This window comes from Chlorobaculum tepidum TLS (genome assembly GCF_000006985.1).
Lineage (GTDB): Bacteria > Bacteroidota > Chlorobiia > Chlorobiales > Chlorobiaceae > Chlorobaculum > Chlorobaculum tepidum.
Window position 1 is genome coordinate 1674407 of the sequence record NC_002932.3, and the last position, 21426, is coordinate 1695832.

The 21426-nt window shown below is 56.5% G+C and carries 23 protein-coding genes; 9 read left to right on the forward strand and 14 right to left on the reverse strand.

Annotation, left to right across the window (positions count from 1 at the left end; all coding sequences use genetic code 11):
• The first annotated feature begins 107 nt into the window (after window positions 1–107).
• From AYT24_RS07970 to AYT24_RS07985, 4 genes are all read left to right on the forward strand, one after another.
• A complete protein-coding gene (locus AYT24_RS07970; protein ID WP_010933426.1) occupies window positions 108–845 on the forward strand; it encodes an SDR family NAD(P)-dependent oxidoreductase in 738 nt (245 codons plus the stop codon).
• Between the two features lie 135 nt (window positions 846–980).
• Window positions 981–1247 carry a DUF883 family protein gene (locus AYT24_RS07975; RefSeq protein WP_010933427.1) on the forward strand — a complete coding sequence of 89 codons (267 nt, stop codon included), beginning with the start codon at window positions 981–983 and terminating at the stop codon, window positions 1245–1247.
• Window positions 1248–1265: 18 nt separating this feature from the next.
• Window positions 1266–1664 (forward strand): phage holin family protein, encoded by a 399-nt coding sequence (locus tag AYT24_RS07980; RefSeq protein ID WP_010933428.1) that lies wholly within the window; start codon window positions 1266–1268, stop codon window positions 1662–1664.
• The gene (locus tag AYT24_RS07985) at window positions 1657–2076 is read left to right on the forward strand and encodes a hypothetical protein (RefSeq protein ID WP_010933429.1); all 420 of its coding nucleotides are present in this window, start codon (window positions 1657–1659) and stop codon (window positions 2074–2076) included. The genes AYT24_RS07980 and AYT24_RS07985 overlap by 8 nt, the downstream gene beginning before the upstream one ends.
• A 117-nt stretch (window positions 2077–2193) precedes the next feature.
• Here the strand turns inward: AYT24_RS07985 and AYT24_RS07990 are convergent, their stop codons facing one another.
• The 7 genes from AYT24_RS07990 to bchF all read right to left on the reverse strand — a co-directional run bounded on the left by AYT24_RS07990 (window position 2194) and on the right by bchF (window position 8823).
• Window positions 2194–2703, reverse strand: a complete 510-nt coding sequence (locus AYT24_RS07990; protein WP_010933430.1) for an LptE family protein — start codon at window positions 2701–2703, stop codon at window positions 2194–2196.
• Between the two features lie 11 nt (window positions 2704–2714).
• On the reverse strand, window positions 2715–3539 hold the full coding sequence (locus tag AYT24_RS07995; protein ID WP_010933431.1) for an SDR family NAD(P)-dependent oxidoreductase: 825 nt from the start codon (window positions 3537–3539) through the stop codon (window positions 2715–2717).
• A 34-nt stretch (window positions 3540–3573) separates the two neighbouring features.
• Window positions 3574–4881, reverse strand: a complete 1308-nt coding sequence (locus AYT24_RS08000) for a RuBisCO large subunit C-terminal-like domain-containing protein (protein WP_010933432.1) — start codon at window positions 4879–4881, stop codon at window positions 3574–3576.
• 99 nt (window positions 4882–4980) lie between these two features.
• Window positions 4981–5862, reverse strand: coding sequence for a 3-hydroxy-5-phosphonooxypentane-2,4-dione thiolase (gene lsrF / locus AYT24_RS08005; protein ID WP_010933433.1), 882 nt, complete (start codon window positions 5860–5862; stop codon window positions 4981–4983).
• Window positions 5863–5914: 52 nt separating this feature from the next.
• Window positions 5915–8035, reverse strand: coding sequence for a bifunctional aldolase/short-chain dehydrogenase (locus AYT24_RS08010; protein WP_164927084.1), 2121 nt, complete (start codon window positions 8033–8035; stop codon window positions 5915–5917).
• A 48-nt stretch (window positions 8036–8083) separates the two neighbouring features.
• A complete protein-coding gene (locus tag AYT24_RS08015; RefSeq protein WP_010933435.1) occupies window positions 8084–8305 on the reverse strand; it encodes a hypothetical protein in 222 nt (73 codons plus the stop codon).
• A 44-nt stretch (window positions 8306–8349) separates the two neighbouring features.
• A complete protein-coding gene (bchF, locus tag AYT24_RS08020; protein ID WP_164927085.1) occupies window positions 8350–8823 on the reverse strand; it encodes a 2-vinyl bacteriochlorophyllide hydratase in 474 nt (157 codons plus the stop codon).
• A gap of 298 nt (window positions 8824–9121) precedes the next feature.
• On the opposite strand from bchF, the gene AYT24_RS08025 reads away from it, so the two are divergent.
• The gene (locus AYT24_RS08025; RefSeq protein WP_164927086.1) at window positions 9122–10543 is read left to right on the forward strand and encodes a B12-binding domain-containing radical SAM protein; all 1422 of its coding nucleotides are present in this window, start codon (window positions 9122–9124) and stop codon (window positions 10541–10543) included.
• Window positions 10536–11018: a recombination regulator RecX gene (gene recX, locus AYT24_RS08030; protein ID WP_010933438.1), complete on the forward strand. Its 483-nt coding sequence runs from the start codon at window positions 10536–10538 to the stop codon at window positions 11016–11018. Before AYT24_RS08025 ends, recX begins: the two co-directional genes overlap by 8 nt.
• 77 nt (window positions 11019–11095) lie before the next feature.
• On the opposite strand, the gene pyrH is transcribed toward recX, so the two are convergent.
• From pyrH to rplM, 5 genes are all read right to left on the reverse strand, one after another.
• A complete protein-coding gene (gene pyrH, locus AYT24_RS08035; protein ID WP_010933439.1) occupies window positions 11096–11815 on the reverse strand; it encodes a UMP kinase in 720 nt (239 codons plus the stop codon).
• Window positions 11816–11915: 100 nt separating this feature from the next.
• Window positions 11916–12782: a translation elongation factor Ts gene (gene tsf, locus AYT24_RS08040; RefSeq protein ID WP_010933440.1), complete on the reverse strand. Its 867-nt coding sequence runs from the start codon at window positions 12780–12782 to the stop codon at window positions 11916–11918.
• 85 nt (window positions 12783–12867) lie between these two features.
• Complete coding sequence (gene rpsB, locus AYT24_RS08045; RefSeq protein ID WP_010933441.1) at window positions 12868–13617, reverse strand: 30S ribosomal protein S2; 750 nt, start codon at window positions 13615–13617, stop codon at window positions 12868–12870.
• A 138-nt stretch (window positions 13618–13755) separates the two neighbouring features.
• Entirely contained in the window at window positions 13756–14145 is a 390-nt protein-coding gene (gene rpsI, locus AYT24_RS08050) for a 30S ribosomal protein S9 (RefSeq protein ID WP_010933442.1), read from the reverse strand.
• Window positions 14146–14160: 15 nt separating this feature from the next.
• Entirely contained in the window at window positions 14161–14613 is a 453-nt protein-coding gene (gene rplM / locus AYT24_RS08055; protein ID WP_010933443.1) for a 50S ribosomal protein L13, read from the reverse strand.
• Between the two features lie 149 nt (window positions 14614–14762).
• Between rplM and der the strand changes: the two genes are divergently transcribed.
• The 3 genes from der to AYT24_RS08070 all read left to right on the forward strand — a co-directional run bounded on the left by der (window position 14763) and on the right by AYT24_RS08070 (window position 17704).
• The gene (gene der / locus AYT24_RS08060; RefSeq protein WP_010933444.1) at window positions 14763–16076 is read left to right on the forward strand and encodes a ribosome biogenesis GTPase Der; all 1314 of its coding nucleotides are present in this window, start codon (window positions 14763–14765) and stop codon (window positions 16074–16076) included.
• A gap of 117 nt (window positions 16077–16193) precedes the next feature.
• A complete protein-coding gene (locus AYT24_RS08065) occupies window positions 16194–17321 on the forward strand; it encodes an Mrp/NBP35 family ATP-binding protein (protein WP_010933445.1) in 1128 nt (375 codons plus the stop codon).
• A gap of 131 nt (window positions 17322–17452) precedes the next feature.
• Entirely contained in the window at window positions 17453–17704 is a 252-nt protein-coding gene (locus AYT24_RS08070) for a NifU family protein (RefSeq protein WP_010933446.1), read from the forward strand.
• Window positions 17705–17803: 99 nt separating this feature from the next.
• On the opposite strand, the gene AYT24_RS08075 is transcribed toward AYT24_RS08070, so the two are convergent.
• The gene (locus AYT24_RS08075; RefSeq protein WP_264357673.1) at window positions 17804–20272 is read right to left on the reverse strand and encodes a DNA translocase FtsK; all 2469 of its coding nucleotides are present in this window, start codon (window positions 20270–20272) and stop codon (window positions 17804–17806) included.
• Between the two features lie 42 nt (window positions 20273–20314).
• Window positions 20315–21412 (reverse strand): glycine cleavage system aminomethyltransferase GcvT, encoded by a 1098-nt coding sequence (gene gcvT, locus AYT24_RS08080; protein ID WP_010933448.1) that lies wholly within the window; start codon window positions 21410–21412, stop codon window positions 20315–20317.
• Window positions 21413–21426: the final 14 nt, after the last annotated feature.

The following is a 21426-nucleotide window of genomic DNA, read 5'->3' on the forward strand; positions in this document are numbered from 1 at the left end:
GCGCGCTCCCAATCCTTCTCCTCTATGCCCTACAAGTCCTATAGGATTTATAGGGCATATTTTTTATTACCTTGAAGAAAACGCCATCTCAACCAGCTTTTACCACCATGAGCGTTTCAGGAAAAAAGGTGTGCTTCATGACCGGAGCTTCTGGCAAGCTCGGAAGTGAAATCGCACTCGCTATCGCCGGGCAGGGCTATTCAATCTTTTTCACCTGGCAGCACTCGGAGAAGAAGGCAAAGGAAACGCTTGAAAAAATCCGCTGGGTCAGCCCAGAATCGCAGATGGTGCGGTGCGACGTTTCGAACATCGCCGAGATCGAAAAGGCATTCGCGATCTTCAGCGAGCACTTCAACCGCCTCGACCTGCTCATCACAAGCGCCTCAAACTTTTTCCGCACTCCCCTGCTCGACGTGACCGAACCGGAATGGGACAGCCTCGTCGATACCAATCTCAAAGGTGCATTCTTCACGATGCAACAGGCTTCGCGGATCATGCTGAAACAGCCGTTCGTCTCACGCATCATCACGATGACCGATATTTCAGCAAATCTCGTTTGGCGCAACTACGCGCCGTACACGGTCTCGAAGTCGGGCATCCAGCACCTCACGAGAATTTTCGCCAAGGAAATGGCTCCAAAAATTCTTGTCAACTCCATTGCGCCGGGCACCATCTCGGCCTACTCCGGGCGCGACGAGGAGCCGGAAGCCGACCTTGTCGGCAAAATCCCGCTGGAGCGCCTCGGCGACCCGATGGACATCGTCATGGCAATCCGGTTCCTGATGGAAACCGAATACATCACCGGCCAGGTGATCAACGTGGACGGCGGGCGGATGTTGTTCTGAGCGGCGGCCCGGCTTGCCTATCCGACCGATCGGCTGGATATGTCTGATCTTGTCCCCGGCTCCGCCTTCCTCTTCCGTTATTTTTTTATATTCAAGCAGTAATCAGCCCGCAAACCTATTATTCCATCCACTACCATGGAACATCAGATACCGGTCAACGATACTTCCCAGGAGCAGCCCAAAACTGGCCCTGCTGTTCATGATGAAATTCCTGAGCCGTTCAGGAAGATCAGCCAGAAAGTTTCGGAAGCTTTCAGCGAATTCAAGGAGAGCGAAACCTGGGAAAAAATGCTTGACGCTCGCGACAAGGCTCGCGATTATATCACGGAAAATCCGGTGAACTCGTTCTTCTACGCCCTCGGCGCCGGCATGTTTCTTGGCTTTCTGCTGAAAAGGAAATAACAGGAAACCTATGATCGCATGAGCCGGATGAAACAGGAGCCTACCAACGTTAACCGTAAAGAGGAGCGGGAGCGCCAAAGAAAAGGCATTCCCGGACTGATCGACAGCACGGTGAGTTCAACCATCGATGACCTGAAGGCGATCATCGACGCCAAACTTGAGCTATTCAAAATAGAACTGACCGAAAAGGTGGCGCTGGTCAGCGCTTTCGTGCTGCTGCTCGTCGTGCTCATGATTGGCGTGGCCTACCTGATCACCACCATCGCCCTGCTTTTTGGCGAACTCTTCGGCCACGTCTGGCTTGGTTATCTCCTTGTAAGCATGGTATTTATCCTGACTTTTGCATTCTTTACCAAAGTCAAGCCGAATGCGCTGAAGAACTTCATCCATAAAATTCTTCTCTCCGCCAATGACTAAAGCAAATGACCCGATCAAAAACATCCAGTCGAGAATCGACGAGCTGGAACAGACGATAAACGAACGCGGGGAACAGATCAGGAAACGAACCCGGCAGTTGAAAGAGGATTTGCAGGCGGAGCTGTCACCGATGGAGATGCTCAAGCGGCACCCGGTGGAGGCAGCCGGAGCCTCCTTCGTTACCGGCATTGTTGCGGGCCGCGTGATCCGGTCGCTCTTCGGCAGAAAACCTCGCGCCGCAGCCATTCAACCTTCGGCAGAGAGCGCGCCTCAGGCAGCTCATGCTCCCCAGCAAAAACAGCCCTCGCAAATCGGAGTCGCCGTGGGAGCCATCGGCGTGGAACTCCTGCACGCCGCCAAAGACCTTGCAGTCACTTGGCTCAAAAGCCAGGTCGAGGCAAAGAAAAAGTAAAGCCGGTTTTTCAGATTGGTCAGATCAGACGAATCGGACTGATCCGACCGATCTGGCAAAAACCCGCCACCCCCTCTTCAATTCATCATTCAGCATTCATAATTCATAATGCTCTTCTCACCAGTTCGAGATCATCTGATTGAACAGGTCGTCTAAGGCCATGTTGTAGGCGCTCTGGATAGCGGTTTGCTGAGCGGTGTAATTTCCGGTCTGGTAATCGGCGAAGCCGACGAAGGTTTGCGAGAAGAGCTTGCTGTTTTTGACTTGGTCGTCGAAATCAGCTTGCAGCACAATGGTGATCCGGTTGGTCACTGCTCGCTCCGTAGCGCTGCCGAGCTGGCTTGGTTCGTCGCTGTAGGAGACGATTGCGCCCTTCAGCACCGCATCGGCGCGTGATGGATCTGGCTCGATCGAAAGCGTACTCTGCGATTCGATCTTGTTGATGAGACTTCGGGTAATGCCCTCCCTGAACTCCGCAATACCGGCCTGTGTGGTGTCATCGAACAGCGGCACGGCGACCGTGTGCAAATGCGGGGGAAGCGCTCCGCCAGAAAAGCTGTAGCATCCCTGCAAAATGAGCGTCACAAGTGTAAGAAGCACGAAAAGAGTTCCGGTCGTCTTGCGCATGGCTGTCGTGATTAATAAGTTTGCCGGTCGATTCTGTTGAACAGTTTACGAAACGGATAGCTCAGAAGCATCATCTTCTTGCGTTTTCCGTCAAGCGCGGAGAGATAGAGTCCCGTCTTGCCGTCGCTCCACGAAGATGCCATTTTGACAGCATATCGCACGGCCAGATCGGGGCTTTGTGCGAAGATGTCGAGAATGATATTGAAGGTTTTGAGCTGCTTTTGCAGTTCGGGCGTCGTCCGCTCCGGATGATTGATCTCTGTCCTGACCAGGCCTGGATGGAGCAGCATGATCGAAAGACCGGCGTTGCGGTACTCTTCAGCCATGGCAAAGGTGAAGCGAGCAATGGCCGCCTTGGTCGAGCCGTAGGCCGAAATAAAAGGGGTGTTCGAACCTTTGTCGGTGCCCGATCCAGCCATATTGATAATTTTGCCGCGCCTGCCTACCGACAGGAAGTAGCGGGCGGCGGCCCGGCTGCCATTGTAGGTACCCTTGAGGTTGGTGTCGATCACGCGGCTCCACACCGCCGGATCGCTGTCGCAGACGCTGGTGAAAGGGTCGGAGATTCCGGCGTTGTTGATAAAGCAGTCAAGCGCGCCGAACCGCCGAACGGCGGCATCGACGAGCGACTCGACGCTGGCATATGACGACACGTCACTGACGTGGCCATGAACCAAATCTTTGGGATATTCGCGGAGGGCGGCTTCGACATTCTCCTGACGGCTGGAGGTAATAACCACCTTGGCTCCCTGCCGGACGAACTCGCGGGCAATTGCCCTGCCGATGCCTTTGGTCGAGCCGGTGATAACGGCGACCCTGTTCTCAAGCTGTTTCATGACGACACGTTTCAGCCCCCGGCAGCGCCGCGTTTCAGTCCTGCTTCTTCAGCAAGCTTTGATCGACCATGGCCTGGAGTTCGGGATGGGTCTCGGCCCAGGTTTCAATTGAAATACCCTGCTCGATAGCCTCCCAAGCCTGCCTGATGCTTTTGGCGCCAGCTTTCGGCCCCATCGGATGGCCGAACACGCCGCGCCCCGGTACAAAGCCAAAGTCCACGTTGCCGACCTTTTCATACACGGTCTGAAGCGTCAGCGCTGAATCGCTGCCGCCGGGCACCGGAAGGCACGGCTTGATGCGACCCATCGGTTTGGTGCACTCGATCACGTTTTCGAGCACCTCCTCCTCGGGAGTCATCATGCGATCGCCGAAGCCGGGCATGATCACCGCGTCGAGACCGGCAAGGCGCTGCAACTTGGTCATCACCTTGGAGTGAATGCCATATTTTTCCATGCGGCTGAACGAGGCAATGAACGGAAAATGACCGATCAGCGGCACCTGCGTGTAGTTGCTGAGCATCCGGACGGCACTCAGTCCCACCGGAAGCGCATTGATGAGCAAGGCATTGGCTCCGTTGCGTACGGCAACATCGTGCTTCTCCATCAGGCTGTCCACCTCGTCAGTGATGTTGGCCAGGTAAATCTTGGGTTCACCGGTCTCGGCTTCGGCCTTGCGCCGCGCCTTACCGAGATGAGCCGCACGCTCTTCGATGCTCGACCAGGTCACATCGGCCAGCATCTCATCATCCTTGGCGATATCGAGTCCGCCCAGCCAGCTCTGGTAGGCGATCTCGGCAAACTCCCCAGGACTGAGACCGATATTTGGTTTGACGACCCCAAAGAAGATCGGACGCCCGTGAGCGTTGAGAATGTCGCGCAACCCCTCGATGCCGAACTTCGGCCCCTCGAAATCGGCGAGGTAGGTGTCGGGAAAGTGAATGTCCATCAGCTTCACCACCGGTACGCCCGGCGTGAAGTAGGTGCCCTCGCCGCAAACGGCGGTCAGAAGATTGGGAATCTTCGGCCCGAAATTGCAGTGCGGATGAGCAATCGTCACGCGACAGGCATGAATCTTGCCGGTCTCGGAGTGCTTGACCGGATAGCTGAGCTGCTCAAGCTCCTCGATCACCTCGTAATCGATCACCTTGGCGGCGTGCACCAAACGGAAATCCTCATCGACGCCGACCCTCTTCCACTGAGCAGTTGACTGCTCGCTGCAGAAATGGGCAAGCGCCGTCTCTATATCCCCGACAGATTCGAGGTAGTAGTCGAGAACGAGGTATTGCTCCATGTCGAGCGATTCCCTGGAAGCAAAAAAACCTTTGACGTCTTCAGCATTCATAATTTGATCCGGTCAGCCACTGCACAGTTATAAAATTTGGGAGGTGGCTGGAGCCGCCTCCCGGTTGACAATCAAGGCGGAACAGCGCCGCCACAGAAATCACTTCGCGGCCACGAGCGTATTAAAGTACTCGTAAGCTTCGTTCGGGGTGAATCCCTCGTGAACGATCTTGTTGACTGCGAGCATCATCTCTTCGGGATTGTCGCTCTGGAAGATGTTGCGGCCCATATCGACACCTGCCGCACCCTCCTGAATAGCGTTGTACGACATGGTCAGCGCGTCGAGCTCGGGAATTTTCTTGCCGCCAGCCATTACGATCGGCACCGGGCAGGAGGCGATGACGGTCTCGAAATCTTCCGGCACATAGTAGGTCTTGACGATCTGAGCACCAAGTTCCGCGCAGATGCGGGTGGCGAGGCGGAAGTACTTCGCGTCGCGCACCATGTCCTTGCCGACAGCGGTCACGGCCATCGTCGGAATGCCATAGCGCAGGCCCATATCGACCAGTTTGGTCATGTTGTGGATCGAACGGGTCTCGTACTCGCCGCCAATGAAGACCTGAAGCGTGATGCAGGCCACGTTCATGCGGATGGCGTCCTCGATGTCAACGGCCAGCTCCTCGTCCGACAGCTCCTTGAGAATGCTCGGGCCGCCGCTGCACCGCATGACGACCGCTTTGGTGAGGCTCGGCGGCACGGTGGTGCGCAGCATGCCGCGGGTCAGCATGATGGCGTCGGCGTGCTTCATGAGCGGCACGATGTTCACGTCGGGGCGTTCGAGGCCGGTGGTCGGCCCCTGGAAGTAACCGTGGTCGATGGCGAACATCACCGTCTTGCCGGTATCGGGACGGAAAATCCTCGAAAGGCGGTTCTTCATGCCCCAGTCGAGCGAGTGAGCGCCTTTAAGAAAAAAGCCGTGGGTATTGACCGGAATGTCGGTGTAATACTCTTTCGCCTGTTTGTCCTTATCGTACTCCGCCATCGTGTGATCTCCTGGTTCGGTTATGGTTTTAAATGAAAAGCTACGCTATTGATTACCGCAGCGCGGCGGCGATGTTGCCTCCGTCCACCGTGGTGATCGAGCCGGTCGTCTTGGTTTCGAGCGCCAGATGGACGAACGCATCCGCCACATCCTCCGCCGACACTTCGAGGCCGAGCAGATTGCCGGCCATATAATCTCTTTCGGAAAGGCCGCGCGCCGCCGAACGGGCCTTGATCATCTCCGGCGTGAGCAGGCCGCTGCGAATGCGGTCGGCGTTGACGCCGTTGGCGCGGATACCGTCGCGCCCGTGATCGAGCGCGTACTGTCGGAGCAAAAAGAGCGTCGCGGCTTTGGGCAGACCGTACGGGCCAAAATCCGGACCGGGATTGACCGCCTGCTTGGAAACGTTGTAAAGCAGCACACCACCGATGCCCTGACGGCGCATGATCCTGACAGCGTTCTGCGAAACGGTCTGGTGCGAGAAGAAGTTCAATTCAAAGCTCCTGCGGAGCAGCTCGTCGGAGACATCACCAATTCTGCCCTGCCATGCGACGCCGACGTTCGAGACGACGATGTCGAGGCCGCCGAAGGTGCGGCAGACCGTGTCGAACGCCTCGCGAACCGCAGCGGCATTCGTGACGTCGCACGGAATCGTGAGCGTGCCGGAGCCGAGTTCAGCCGCAGCCTTTTCGAGCGCGGCCGGATCGATATCCATGATGACAATCTCCGCGCCTTTGGCCTTGAACGCCTTCGCCGTGGCAAGGCCGATGGCACCCGCGCCGCCGGTGACGAGCGCCACCTTGCCAGCGAACTCGCCGCCGTTATGGCTCTTGCGCACCTTGGCCTGCTCCATATCCCAGTACTCGATCTCAAAAGCCTCCTTCTCGGAGATCGACTCGAAGCAACCGATCGACTCGGCGTCGAGCATCGCCACCGCCGAGTGCTCGGCGATATCCGCCGTGAGCTTCGCGTCGGCTGCCGAAAGGCCCAGGCCAAACAGCCCCAGCCCCGGCACCAGCACCACGCGCGGCATCGGATCGATCATGGAAACATCCATGCCGGTCGCCTGCTGCTGGCGCTCGAAGTAGCTGCGATACTCCTCCGTGAAGCGTTTGGCGCGCGCCCTGAGTTCCTTGCCGAACCCTTCAAGATCGGCGGCATCCGGTGCCGGAGCCACAAGGGGGTGATTCTTGGTGCGAATGATGAAATCCGGCGTCATCGCCCCTTTTTTGCTGAACGCTTCGAGGTCGGCGATCTTGAGATAATCGAGCAGCGCGGGCGAGGTTCTGAATTCAAGCACGAAGCTCTGGTAATCCTTCTCACCGGGGGTTTTCTCAAACGAACACGCGCCGCGCACAATGGGGGCAACCTCTTCGACGCTGGCGATCGCTGTCGGCATCGGAGCCGAAGCGAACACCTTGCGGGCGGCGGAAGCGATGCGCTCCTCGATGCGGTTGACGCCGTCGATCATGCGATCATACGCCTCCTTGGCCGAATCACCGAAGGTCACCAGACCATGCTTGTGCAGCACGAGCCCCTCGATAGAGGGATTCTTCTCGTATGCGTCATGGGCGAGATTGGCCAGGCCGAGACCAGGCTGGATGTAGGGAACCTGTCCGTAGCCATCGCCAAGTGCCTCGCGGCAAAGACGCTCGCCATCGGTCTGGTTGCTCAGCGTGAGCAGGGCCAGCGAGTGGGTATGGAGAATGTAGCGGTGTGGCAGAAAGGCGTGGAGCAGCGTCTCGATCGACGGGCTTAGCGACCGGCTCACCATGTGATCGGTCAGGGTAAAGAGGTTGAGATAGAGGAAATTCTTGAACTCCCTGGTCGAGAAACGGCGGATATCCTCCTCGCTGTGCCGCTGCCCGGACTCGTACATCTTTTGGAGCTTGCGGAGAGGATCGATGCGCACCGGCGTGAAATCTCCGGCATCGACCGACGCCAGATTGACGCCGCTCGCCTTGATGAAGATGACGTTGACATGGTTGCCGATAAAATCGGTCAGTTCGCACTTCACGGAGGTATTGCCGCCGCCGTGCATGACCAGCCGGTCATCCTTGCCCAGCAGCCTCGACGCATAGACCAGCTCTACCAGTTCCGCGGGAGTATCGGCGGCGTCGATACGGCCAGCCTCCATCATGTTCAGATCGGACTCGTTCCAGAGATTCTTCATAAGGATTGAACTATTCCTGTAATCACGGTTAAAGTTGCGATGCGCTGCTCAGGAATGCTGACCCTGTATTTTTTTCGCATGACGCTTCTGGATCAGAAAACCTGACACATAGATCAGGATAAAGCCCGGAATGACCAGGCCAAGAAAAAGAGTATGATCTTCCGCTGTTTTGAGCTGTCCGGATGACCAGATCATCCAGACAAGCACGAACCAGACCGGCCCGACAGCGAGAAACATCGCATTCCAGAGCGTCTTGAAACTGTAATTCATAATCGGCGCAAGCTATGCTGACAAGCGGCAAAACAGGACGGAGATCAGATCGCCCCCTGCCCCTTCAGCTTTCGTTCGTTGTTTTTTTCGAGAATGATCCTCACCAGATACTGCAAGGCGTTGAGCACATAGGTCAGGTATGCGATGTACGCCTCGACGACCAGCACATGCTCTGGATACTCCATCCACGCCATCACGAAATAGAGCAGGTGGAAAAAGGCCGCTACGGTGCTGCCCACATCCTCCCAAAGAAACTCTTTGGAGTAGATCCAATGGTTGAAAATCTCCTTCTCGAAAAACATGCCCGTGATAAAGAGAATGGCGAAAAAGAGGGTCTTGAACAGAATGGCAATGCTGATCCAGTAAAAATCGATGCCGGCCAGATTGAAATAGTAAAGGGTATTGAGCGTTATGCCACCAAGAAAGATGAAAAACTGTATGGGCGCGAGAATGATCTGGATGTCGGTCCAGACCGATGCGTTGCGTTTGGCGAGCTGTTCAGGTGTATAGCGAGGCATGAAGTCTTTTGCTTGCAACTGGTTTGGACGATTGAAACAGCCTCCCGAGCTGTATGAAGCAGGGAATATAGTAAAATCCGGATAGCCTGAAAAACACATGAAAACCGAAATTGCACCGATGTAACCATCTTTATTACGGCATTGACGCAATTGTCATAACCGGAATATTTTGCTAAATTTGGCAGGTTTTGTAGGTTTCATCAGACAGGTTGAACGCCCTGAAACACGCTCATTTCAAACCGGGCAATCCTGCAATACAGAGTCATGGTTTTTTCGATCAATCCGGTTTTTTCACCTGATGCAATCTCCTGACCCAGCAGCCACCCGGCCCCTGAAAATCCTGCTCATATCCCCGCAGGGCAAAATGGATGACGACAGCAACCAGAAGCCCCTCTTCCACATGGCGCTCGGCGTGCTCACCAGCCTGACGCCGCCCCAGCATCACATCGAACTCGTGGACGAGCACTTCCACGACAAGATCAACTACGATGGCGACTACGACATGGTCGGCATCACCTCGCGAACCATCGAAGCAACCCGCGCCTACGAGATCGCCGACGAGTTCCGCAAGCGCGGCAAAACCGTGGTGCTCGGCGGCCTGCATATTTCGTTCAACCCCGAAGAGGCCGCGGCTCACGCAGACTGTATCGTGGTTGGCGAGGCCGACAATCTCTGGACGACCCTGCTCGACGATGTAGCCAATAACCGGCTTAAAGAACGTTACGACTCCAAGGATTTTCCGCCGGTCAAAGCGATCACGCCGCTCGATTACGCCAGAATTGCCAAAGCCTCGAAGCGCACCAAGGTCGATGGCACCAAATCGATTCCGATTTACGTCACTCGCGGCTGCCCGTTCAACTGCTCTTTTTGCGTCACGCCAAACTTCACCGGAAAGCAGTACCGCGTACAGGATCCCAAGTTGCTGAAGCATCAGATCGAGGAGGCCAAAAAGTACTTCTTCAAGGCAAACGGCAAGAACTCAAAGCCCTGGTTCATGCTGACCGACGAGAACCTCGGCATCAACAAGAAGAAGCTCTGGGAGTCGCTCGACCTGCTCAAGGAGTGCGACATCACCTTCAGCGTCTTCCTCAGCATCAACTTCCTTGAAGACCCGACCACGGTCAAAAAGCTGGTGGATGCCGGATGCAACTTCGTGCTGGCCGGTCTCGAATCGATCAAGCAGAGCACACTCGAAGCCTACAACAAAGGCCACGTCAACTCGGCTGAAAAGTACTCGAAGATCATCGAGGACTGCCGCAAAGCCGGTTTGAACATCCAGGGAAACTTCCTTTTCAACCCGGCCATCGACACCTTCGAGGACATCGACGAGCTGGTACAATTCGTGAAAAAGAACCACATCTTCATGCCCATCTTCCAGATCATCACCCCCTATCCGGGTACGCAGATGTACCATGAATACAGGGAAAGCGGGCTGATCACCATCGAGGACTGGGAAAAGTACAACGCCCTGCACCTGGTCATCAAGTCCGATCGCTACGAGCCGCTGCTCTTCCAGTACAAGGTTCTCAAGAGCTACGTCGAGGTCTATACGTGGAAAGAGATTCTGCTCAGAACCCTCTACAATCCGAGGAAACTGATCAACCTGGTCACCAGCATCGCCTTCAAAAAGCACCTGGCCGCCCAGTTAAAGGCCTTCGAGCGTAACCACAAGATGAACCCAGCCATGCTTTCAGGCGTGAAACCGGTCATGAATGGATGAGGGAAAAAAGAGTTCAGCGCTCGACCATGCCTTGCGGCTCCTGGCTGGAAGGGCCCACGGCAGGGCTGAACTCGAATCCAAGCTGAAGAAAAAAGGGTTCGATTCCGAATCGATCGCCAAAGCTCTTGCAAGACTCGACGAGCTCAACCTCACCGACGACCGCGCTTTCGCGCAAAGCTGCACAGCGAGCATGGCCCGCCGCAAGCCTGAAGGCCGCCTCAAGACCCGCGCCCGCCTCAAGCAGAAAGGGCTCCCCGATAACATCATCGACGAAGCGCTCAACGGCTGTGACCAGACCGAGTTGTGCCGGTCAGCCGCCGAAAAAAAGCTGCGAACCCTCCCGGCCTCCCCTGACCAGAAAAAGAAAAAACTCATCACCTTTCTCAAGAACCGCGGTTTCGACTGGGAAACCATTCGTGAAACGGTGAAGCTGGTGTTGGGCGAAGAATCGGCCAGATCCGACCAATTGGACTGATCTGGCAAACGCCCCCAAAACAAAAGGGCGAACCAACCAGCTCGCCCCCTTCAATGATCAACGATCCATTTTATCAGCTACTCTTCCCCCACGTGCACCAGCGTACCAATCGGTTCACCCTTGAGCAGACGAGTGAAGTTGCCCTTAATGTTCATGTTCATCACCACGATCGGCAGAGTGTTTTCTCGGCAGAGCGTAATAGCGGTCATATCCATCACCCTGAGGTTTTTGCGGATCACATCAACGTAGGAGATCTTGGGGAAGAACTCCGCATTGGGATTCTTTTCGGGATCGGAATCGTAAACCCCTTCGACTCTGGTGCCCTTGACGATGACGTCGGCCTCGATCTCGATGGCGCGAAGCGAGGCGGCTGTATCGGTGGTGAAATAGGGGTTGCCGGTACCGGCACCAAAAATCACGACACGCCCTTTTTCGAGGTGACGCACGGCGCGGCGGCGGATGAACGGCTCGGCGATCTGCTCCATCTTGATCGCGGTCACAAGGCGGGTGAAAATGCCTTTCCGCTCAAGCGCATCCTGGAGCGCCAGCGAGTTGATAACCGTGGCGAGCATTCCCATGTAATCGGCCTGCACGCGATCCATCGACGCAGCCGCCGCGGAAAGCCCCCGGAAAATATTGCCACCGCCAATCACCAGCGCAATTTCGGCACCGAGATCAGTGGCCTCCTTAATGTCGTCAGCAAAGCTTTCCAGAACACCGGCATCGATGCCATATCCGCTCTCTCCAGCAAGTGATTCGCCACTGATCTTGAGCAGGATTCTCCGGTATTTTCGCATGGCTGGTTCTCCTTGTTTCTATTTGACTCTTGCGACATAACTGATCGGGACTTTCAAATAAGCAAAAAAAAGCCTCGCGTCAACGAGGCTTTTTTCAGTTTCAGGCTCCTAACTGATACCTGACAAATGCTTTGACCTTGACTTGCGCCTGGTTCTTCTTCATGAAGTCGTCGAGCACGCCGGAGACCTTGGTGTTCTGATCCTTGATGAAGGTCTGCTCGGTCAGCACCACCTCCTGGTAGTATTTGTTGAGGCGACCCATGACGATCTTGTCAACGAACTCCTCTTTCTTGCCCTCGGCAAGCGCCTGCTGACGATAAATCTCTTTCTCTTTTTCGACAAGTTCCGTCGACACAGCATCACGACTGACTTCGATCGGTGCAGCAGCTGCCACCTGCATGGCGAGGTCTTTGGCGAGCGCTTTGGCCTCTGCCGGCTTGTCGGTATCGATAGCGATCAGCGCACCAAGCTGGGATCCGGGGTGGATATAGCTTTCAAGCACGCCTGCTTCAGCGGTGAGGCGAGCCATGCGTTTGAGTTCGAGTTTCTCACCAACCTTGCCGGTCATCGACTTGAGGGCCTCTTCAACGGTTTCGTTCCCGTAAGCCTCGCCAAGTTTAATACCAAGCAAATCTTCTCTCGACTCACAGTTGTTGGACAAGGCAAGAGTGGCAAGCTCGTTGGCAAAGCCGGTGAACACTTCACCACGAGCCACGAAATCGGTCTCGCAATTGAGTTCCAGAATCACACCGGTTTTCTGGTCGTCGCTCATCAGAATGCAAACCACGCCTTCGGAAGCTTCGCGATCAGCGCGCTTGGCTGCCATCGCGGCGCCTTTCTTGCGGAGATATTCGACGGCTTTCTGCATGTCTCCACCGGTCTCTTCGAGGGCTTTCTTGCACTCCATCATGCCGACGCCGGTGGTATCCCTGAGTTCCTTGACGTCTTTGGCAGAAATCTGGCTCATAATAAACTATGGGTATGTATCGTGATTGGTTGCGGAAAACGAGACTGGAGCGCGGAATTCCAGCCTCGTTCCAGTAACATTAAGATTAGTCGTTGGCCGTCTCTTCTTCGGCGGCTTCGTCCATTTCAGCGAGCACCTCCTGTTCGACCTGCAGGGTGCGGGCTTCGAGAATGGTGTCGGCAACCGCCTTGACCATCAGATCGATTGAACGGATAGCGTCGTCGTTGGCCGGAATGACGTAATCAACCTCGTCAGGATCGCAGTTGGTGTCAACCATGGCGAAGATCGGAATGCCGAGCGAGCGGGCCTCCTTGACAGCAATGTGCTCTTTCTTGATATCGACCACGAAGAGTGCGGCAGGCAAGCGATTCATATTGGCAATACCGCCGAGGATGCGCACCAGCTTGTCCTTTTCGCGGATCAGCATGAGGCGCTCTTTCTTGGTGATCATGTCGAAGGTGCCGTCGGTCTCCATGCGTTCGATGGCATTCATGCGGCGGATGCTCTGGCGGATGGTCGAAAAGTTGGTCAGCATACCGCCGAGCCAGCGCTCGCAAACGTACGGCATACCGGCACGCTCGGCCTGTTCGGCAATGATGACCTTGGCCTGTTTCTTGGTGCCGACCAGCATGATCTCGCGGCCGGTCGAAGCGATAGCCTCGATGGCTTTGAGCGCCTCTTCAGCCATGACGAGGGTTTTCTTGAGGTCGATGATGTGCACGCCGTTCTTCTCCATGAAGATGTACGGCTTCATTTTCGGGTTCCAGCGACGGGCGAGGTGGCCGAAGTGCACACCTGCGCGAAGCATCTCTTCAAGCTGGAATTTTGTTGGCATGAGTGTCTCCTTTGGTTAGTTGAACCTCTACCCTGCCGACGCCAGAGGGATTCCGACTCTGTCGGAACACTCCCCTCCAACTTTATCCGGCAAGCCTGAATGGGGCAGGGTATGTGAGTTGTTGTTGCTACGAAAAAATCAGCGTTTCGAGAACTGGAAGGATTTGCGGGCCTTTTTCTTGCCATATTTCTTCCTCTCGACCATGCGGGGATCGCGGGTGAGCAGGCGATCGGGCCTGAGCGCGGCACGGATCGACTCGTCGAACTCGACCAGCGCTCTGGCGATGGCGAGGCTGACCGCGCCGGACTGGCCGGTGAGGCCGCCGCCCTTGACATTGATCGTGATATCGAAATCGTTTTGCTTCTCTGCGACTGCCAGCGGCTTCAGCGCCTGGCTTCTCTTAAACTCATCCTTGAAATACTCTTCGACCGGCAGCTTATTGACCACGATCTTGCCTTTGCCCGGCGACATGAACACCCGTGCAACCGAAGTCTTGCGGCGGCCTACGGTATCGATAACCTCTTTCATCAGTATGCGTTATGTTTATTGATTGATTTTCATTTCCACCGGCATCTGGGCAGCGTGCGGATGCTCCGGGCCTGCATAGACCTTCAGCTTCTTGAAGAGCTGGCGGCCAAGGTTGTTGTGCGGCAGCATACCCCACACAGCGTGCTCGATCACCTTTTCCGGCTTTTTCTGGAGAAGGTCCTTTACACTGTCGATCCTGACGCCACCCGGATAGTGGGAGTGCGAGAAGTAGGTTTTGTCGTCGCGTTTCTTACCGCTCAGCGCAACTTTGGCGGCGTTGGTCACGACCACGAAATCACCGGTATCGATGTGGGGGGTGAACTGCGGCTTGTGCTTTCCCCTCAGAACATTGGCGATCTGGGCAGCCATTCTACCGAGCACCTGGTTCTCCGCATCAATGATGTGCCATGTCCTTTTCACCTCGCCCGGTTTGGCTGAGTATGTTTTAAAACTTAACGTTTTGCTCATGCTTCTCTTTGATTATCTGGTCTATTCCGAAAAATAAGGTCGAACAATGTAATTTATTCCAATTAATTCTACAAACTATTACCTTGTTCTCTTTGCAAGAAGTTATTCAAACCGAAAACGTCCGACAGACGTTCTCACGCCGCTTAGAGATGAAACCACTGATCGCCCTGGTAGGTCGGCCCAACGTCGGCAAATCGACCCTTTTTAACCGCATTCTCAGGCAGAAAAGCGCCATCGTCGATCCCACGCCGGGCGTGACCCGGGACCGCCACATCAGCCCCGGCGAGTGGCAGGGCAAGCAGTTTTTGCTCATGGACACCGGCGGCTACGCACCCGAAAACGACACGCTCAGCAAGGCGATGCTCGAACAGACCATGCGCGCCATCGAGGATGCCGATGCGGTGATCTTCATAGTGGACGCCCGCTCCGGGTTGACCTATCTCGACCTCGACATCGCAAAGATTCTCCAGAAGACCTTCAAGGACAAGAAAATCTTTTTTGTGGCCAACAAGGTGGATAATCCACAGGTCGCGCTCGAAGCTCAGTCGCTGGTCAAAAGCGGCTTTACCGAACCCTATCTCATCTCGGCGCGCGACGGCGCTGGCGTGGCCGACATGCTCGAAGACGTTCTCAACTCGCTGCCATGCCCGGAGGGTGAGGAGATCGAAGAGGACGACTCGATCAAGCTCGCCGTGCTCGGGCGGCCGAACGTCGGCAAGTCGAGCCTGGTCAACGCCCTGCTCGGCACTGAACGGCACATCGTCTCGGACGTGCCCGGCACCACGCGCGACGCCATCGACTCGGTGCTGAAACGCAACGGCGAGGAGTACGTGCTGATCGACACGGCTGGCCTGCGCAAGCGCACGAAAATCGACGCCGGCATCGAGTTCTACAGCTCGCTCCGCACGGCTCGCGCCATCGAACGCTGCGACGTGGCGCTGGTGCTGCTCGACGCCCGGCTCGGCCTCGAAAGCCAGGACATGAAGATCATCCACATGGCCATCGAGCGCAAAAAGGGCGTGCTGATTCTGGTCAACAAATGGGATCTGGTCGAGAAGGACTCCAAAACCAGCAAGGCATTCACCGACAACCTGCAAAACCAGCTCGGCAACATCGGGTACATTCCGGTGATCTTCACCTCGGCCTTGACAAAGAAGAACTGCTACCGTGCCATCGACACCGCTGCGGAGATCGCGCTGAACCGTCGACAGAAGATCAGCACCAGCAACCTGAACCGTTTTTTGCAGGAGACGCTCACCATGCGCCACCCGGCGACCAAATCGGGCAAGGAGCTGAAAATCAAGTACATGACGCAGATCGACTCGGACCATCCGGTTTTCGCCTTCTTCTGCAACGACCCGGAGCTGCTCGAAAACAACTTCCGTCGCTTCCTCGAAAAACGCCTGCGCGAGAGCTTCGACTTTGCAGGCATTCCGATCACCATGCGCTTTCTACGGAAATGAGCCCGGGAACCGCCTGGCGTAAAGCGCAGTTCTTGTAACGGCTTTAACCAAGGCGGTGCTGGCTGACCAAACTGATCACACAAATCCGATTAATCTAAAATCATAAACTAATACTCTATGTCTTCAATACAGAAATCGCAGATCGAGGCCGCGCTTGGCACGGTCATGGAACCCGACCTCGGTCGTGACCTCATGACGCTCGGCATGGTTGAAAACATCGCCGTCGATGAGGCTGGCAACGTTTCTTTCACTGTGGTGCTCACCACACCGGCCTGCCCAATGAAAGAGAAAATCAAGAACTCCTGCGTCGAGGCCATCAAGGCCGCCGTACCGGAGGTGGGTTCGATCGACGTCAACATGACCTCGAAGGTCACCTCTTCGTGCAGCCACGGTGGTCACGGCAATCACGACGGGCACGGCCATCATGGTGCTCAGGGCGGCCACGGCGCTCCGCAGAAAATCGACCTGCCGAACGTCAAGAACATCATTGCCGTGGCATCCGGCAAGGGCGGCGTCGGAAAATCGACCGTCTCGCTCAACCTCGCCGTCAGCCTTGCCGCGTCGGGCGCGAAGGTTGGCCTGATCGACGCCGATCTCTACGGCCCGAGCATTCCGACAATGGTCGGCCTCCAGAACGTCAAGCCCGAGGTGCAGAACCAGAAGCTCATGCCGATCGAGAAGTTCGGCGTCAAGATGATGTCCATCGGCTTCCTCGTTGATCCAGAGACAGCCTTGATCTGGCGCGGCCCGATGGCTTCGAGCGCCATGCGCCAGCTCATCACCGACGTTGACTGGCAGGAGCTCGACTACCTGATCTTCGACCTGCCTCCCGGCACCGGCGACATTCAGCTCACCCTCGTGCAGAACCTCGCCATCAGCGGCGCGGTCATCGTCACCACCCCTCAGGAGGTGGCACTCGCCGACGTCGCCAAGGCGGTCACGATGTTCCGAAAGGTTGGCGTGCCGATTCTCGGTCTCGTCGAGAACATGAGCTGGTACGAGCTGCCCGACGGCACACGCGACTACATCTTCGGACGCCAGGGCGGTGAAACATTCGCCAAAACCAACGCAATAACCTTCCTCGGTTCGATCCCGATCAGCAGTTCGGTGCGCGAAGGCGGCGACAACGGCATTCCGGCGATCATCGCCAACCCGGACGCGCCGACCTCGCAGGCGGCAAGCCGCGTCGCGGGAGAGATTGCCCGGCAGGTCTCGATCCTGAACGCAAACTGCTCGATGAACTGAGATCACCGTCGCGAAATGCAACCCTGAAAAATTTCGGATTTTTCAGGGTTGCCCCTCTGTTATTATATTGGACTCACTCCGGAAGGCTTCCGCCCCCGTTTCTTCAACAACACACCATCTGATTCAGTACCATGAAGGATTATCTGCCAAAAACCGACCCGTTGTACGACAAAGTCATCAGCGCCCTTGAAACCGTCCGTCCCTACCTTCAGGTTGATGGCGGCGACTGCCAGCTCGTCGGCATCACCAAGGATATGGTCGTCGATGTGAAGCTGCTCGGCGCCTGCGGCTCCTGCCCGATGAGCACCCTCACGCTCCGCGCCGGGGTCGAACAGGCCATTAAAAAGGCCAACCCCGAGATCGTCCGCGTCGAATCGGTCTGACCGGCTGAAGAGCACAGCAATGCGAAACGGCTGCCCGGAAGTTACCGAGGCAGCCGTTTTCGTTTCTGACCTATAAGGACAAAAAACACACCCGGATTTTCAATCCAGATTTCTCAGCAGCAGCTCAAGCGAGTCTTCGTTCTTGACAAGCACCTCTCTTGGCTTGCTGCCGTCGCCGGCGCTGACGATACCGCTCTGTTCGAGCTGATCCATCACCCGTCCCGCGCGGCTGAAACCCAGCCGCAAGCGGCGCTGCAGAAGGGAGACGCTGGCCTGCTGGTGCATGACGACGAGCCTGGCTGCCTCCTCGAACATGCTGTCGCGCCGGCCCCTGTCCTGATCAAATCCCGATGAGGAGCCATTGCCGCTGGACGATGGCGGCTCTGGCAGCATACACTCGGCTCGAAGCGGCGGCTGCTGGCCAATAAACTCTGTTATCGCATCGACTTCTGAGAGGGAAATATAGGGGCACTGTATCCGTTGCGGTTTGGACATCTTTGCCGACTGGAACAGCATGTCGCCACTGCCAAGCAACTGCTCTGCGCCAGACACGTCAAGAATGGTGCGGGAATCGACCTTGCTGGCCACCTGGAAAGCGATGCGCGAGGGGAAGTTGGCCTTGATGATACCGGTGATGATATCAACCGACGGGCGCTGCGTAGCCACGATCAGGTGAATGCCGACCGCCCTGGCCATCTGCGCGAGCCTCGTGATAGGCTCCTCGACCTCGCGACCTGCCGTGATCATCAGGTCGGCAAGCTCGTCAACAACGACGACCAGGTAGAACATCGCCTCGTCTTTCATCTTCCGGTTGTACTCGCCGATGTTGCGCACGCCGCACTGTTCGAGCAGCTCGTACCGGTGCTCCATCTCCCTGACCACCGACCTGAGCGCGGACACCGCTTTCTGTGGATCGGTGACGATGATCTGCTCCTCCATGCCGGGAATTTTCGGCAGGAAATGGTCTTTCAGAAGCTTGTACGGCTTGAGCTCGACCCGCTTCGGATCGATCAGCACGAATTTGACCTCGTCCGGTTTCTTCGAATAAAGCAGACTCGTGAGCAGTACATTGATCGCCACCGACTTGCCCGCACCGGTCGCGCCCGCAATGAGGAGGTGCGGCATGGCGGCCAGGTCATCGACGATCACTTCGTTCGAGATGCTCTTGCCGAGGACGATTGGCAGAGCCATCGAATTGTTCTTGAACTTTTCGACCTGAAGCACCGAGCGCATCACCACCGGCCGCGGCTTGCTGATCGGTATTTCGACGCCAATGGCGTTCTTGCCGGGAATGGGAGCAATGATCCTGATGCCGCCGGACGAGGAGGCCATCGCCATGGCGAGATCGTTTTCGAGCGACTTGATCCGGCTGATCTTCACCTCCGGCGCAAGTTCGAGCTCGAAAAGCGCCACTCGCGGGCCAACGGTGGTGGCGATACGAATGACGTCGATTTTGTAAATCCTGAGCTTTTCAAGCAGGCGATCCTTGGTTTCGGCCAGGTGGCGCTCGTCGTAGCTTTCGTCCTCGTCCTTGGGACGCCGCAACAGGTCAATCGACGGAAAGCGATACTTGACATGGTCATGCGTCCTGACCTTGAGCGCCCGTTCGTCCAGATCGGCCTCCGCCTCCTGCACCCCCGGCTTGATGATCATCTCCGGCCCCTCTTCCGGCCTGACGGGAGCCGGTTCCGGCGTGCGAATCTCCTCGACCTCCGCAGGAATAACGACAGGTTCGGACACGGCCGGATTGAGCAGTGGCGGCGCGGGCTCCACATCCATCACAGGAGCTGGAGTCTCTGGCGAATTTTCGAATGGAGCCGCCTTTTGCTTTGAAGCGTCGCCAGCTTTCCTTGCGCGTTGTGCTTTCTTGTCCCTCTTTCTCTGCTCCTTTTCAAGGACGGCTGCCATCCGCTCCGCCTTTTTCCGTACCCGCATCTCCTCCTTTTCCCGGCGCTTTCTGTGGCGTTCGGCCCTGATCGCCTGCACGGTTGCCAACAGTTTTCCGAAAAAGCCACTCACGCCGGCAATCGTATCCACAATAAAATCCCGACCCATATAGAAGGTCAGCACCGCAGCGATAATGGCGGTCAGCGCCCACGCCCCGGGATAGCCGATGACGGTAGAGAGGAACGAAGCCATCATCCGGCCAGTCGCTCCGGACATGAGATCGGCCAGAGGCAACATCGAAAGACCGAACATGGCTGACAAATCGAGCGCCATCAGGAGGGTGTACACAAGGAAAAACAGCCCGGGTCCGAGAGGTTTCGCCCGGAACAGATGCCATCCGAGCACAAGGAAACCAAAAAGAGGCATCACCGATGGATAGCCAAGTAAAACACGAATAAAAAAGACCGACACCCTCGCGCCAAACAGGCCGAAGGGGTTGTGAATCGTTCCGGCAACCGCCTTGGCCGCGCTGGAGAAAAGCTCATACCAGGGCAACGTCACAATGTACGGTTCGTCCTCGGCATGAAAACCGAACACCGCGGCAATGCTGAAGAGCGCGGCGAGCATCAAGGCGATACCAGCAACTTCAGTGACGAGACTATCCGTGCAGAAAGCCTTTATGTTGATCTTGTTTTTCAAGGGGGAGACCGGCTTGTGATCAGTTCATGGACGGTCAGCGTGCACGAACGGCAGGCGCCTGACCGCACCGGGTTGCATGGTTCCGCGAATTTCAACGAAGATCGGCGTACCGGGCTGCGCGTAGTCGAGCAGAAGGCTCGCCGTGCCAATCGGCTCCTGAAGGGTCGGCGACACCGTGCCGCTGCACACCTCACCAATCTCCTGCTTGTCGGAGTTATAGACCTTGAAGTGCTGGCGCGGAATAGCGCGGCCTTCGAGGCTGAAGCCAACCACGCTCTTGCGTGGATTGATCTCAACCTGCTCGCACGCCTGCTTGCCGATGAAGTTTGGTTTGTTCAGCTTCACCACCCATTTGAGCCGTGCTTCGAGCGGATTGACATCCCTCTCGATCTCGTGGCCGTAGAGCGAATAGCCCATCTCCAGCCGCAACGTATCGCGCGCGCCGAGACCGATCGGCTGGATGCCGTCACTCTTTCCTGCCTCCATCAGCGCCGACCAGAGCGCAACCGCCCTTTCGTTCGGAAGGCAGATTTCGACGCCCGCCTCGCCGGTGTAGCCGGTGCGGGCCACCATGATCTCCGCTCCCTCGAACGGCAGCTTTATGAAGTGGAACGAACCGAGCTTGTCGATGCCCGCGCCAGGGAAAACCCGCGCCAGAATATCGAACGACTTCGGCCCCTGCAGGGCGATGAGCGAAAGCTCGCTGGTGTGGTTTTCGAGCGCCACCCCCTCGAACTGGCCGATATGGCTCGAAAGCCAGTCGAAATCCTTTTCGCAGTTGCTCGCGTTGACGATGAGGAAAAAGGTGTCGGCGCTCACCCGGTAGATGATAAGGTCATCGACGATGCCGCCATCGGGATAGAGCATCAGCGTGTACTGCGCTTGCCCGTCCACGATTTTTGCGAGATCGTTGGTGGTCATGTACTGAAGGAACTCCAGCGCCCGCGCTCCCCTGACGTAGAAATTACCCATGTGAGACACATCGAAAAGCCCCGCCGCTTCGCGGACGGCCTTGTGCTCGGCGATAATCCCGGTGTACTGCACCGGCATCAGAAATCCGCCGAAATCGATCATTTTCGCACCGGCAGCTTCATGCCAGGCTGAGAGCGCAGTCTTTTTCATTGATCTCCTTTATT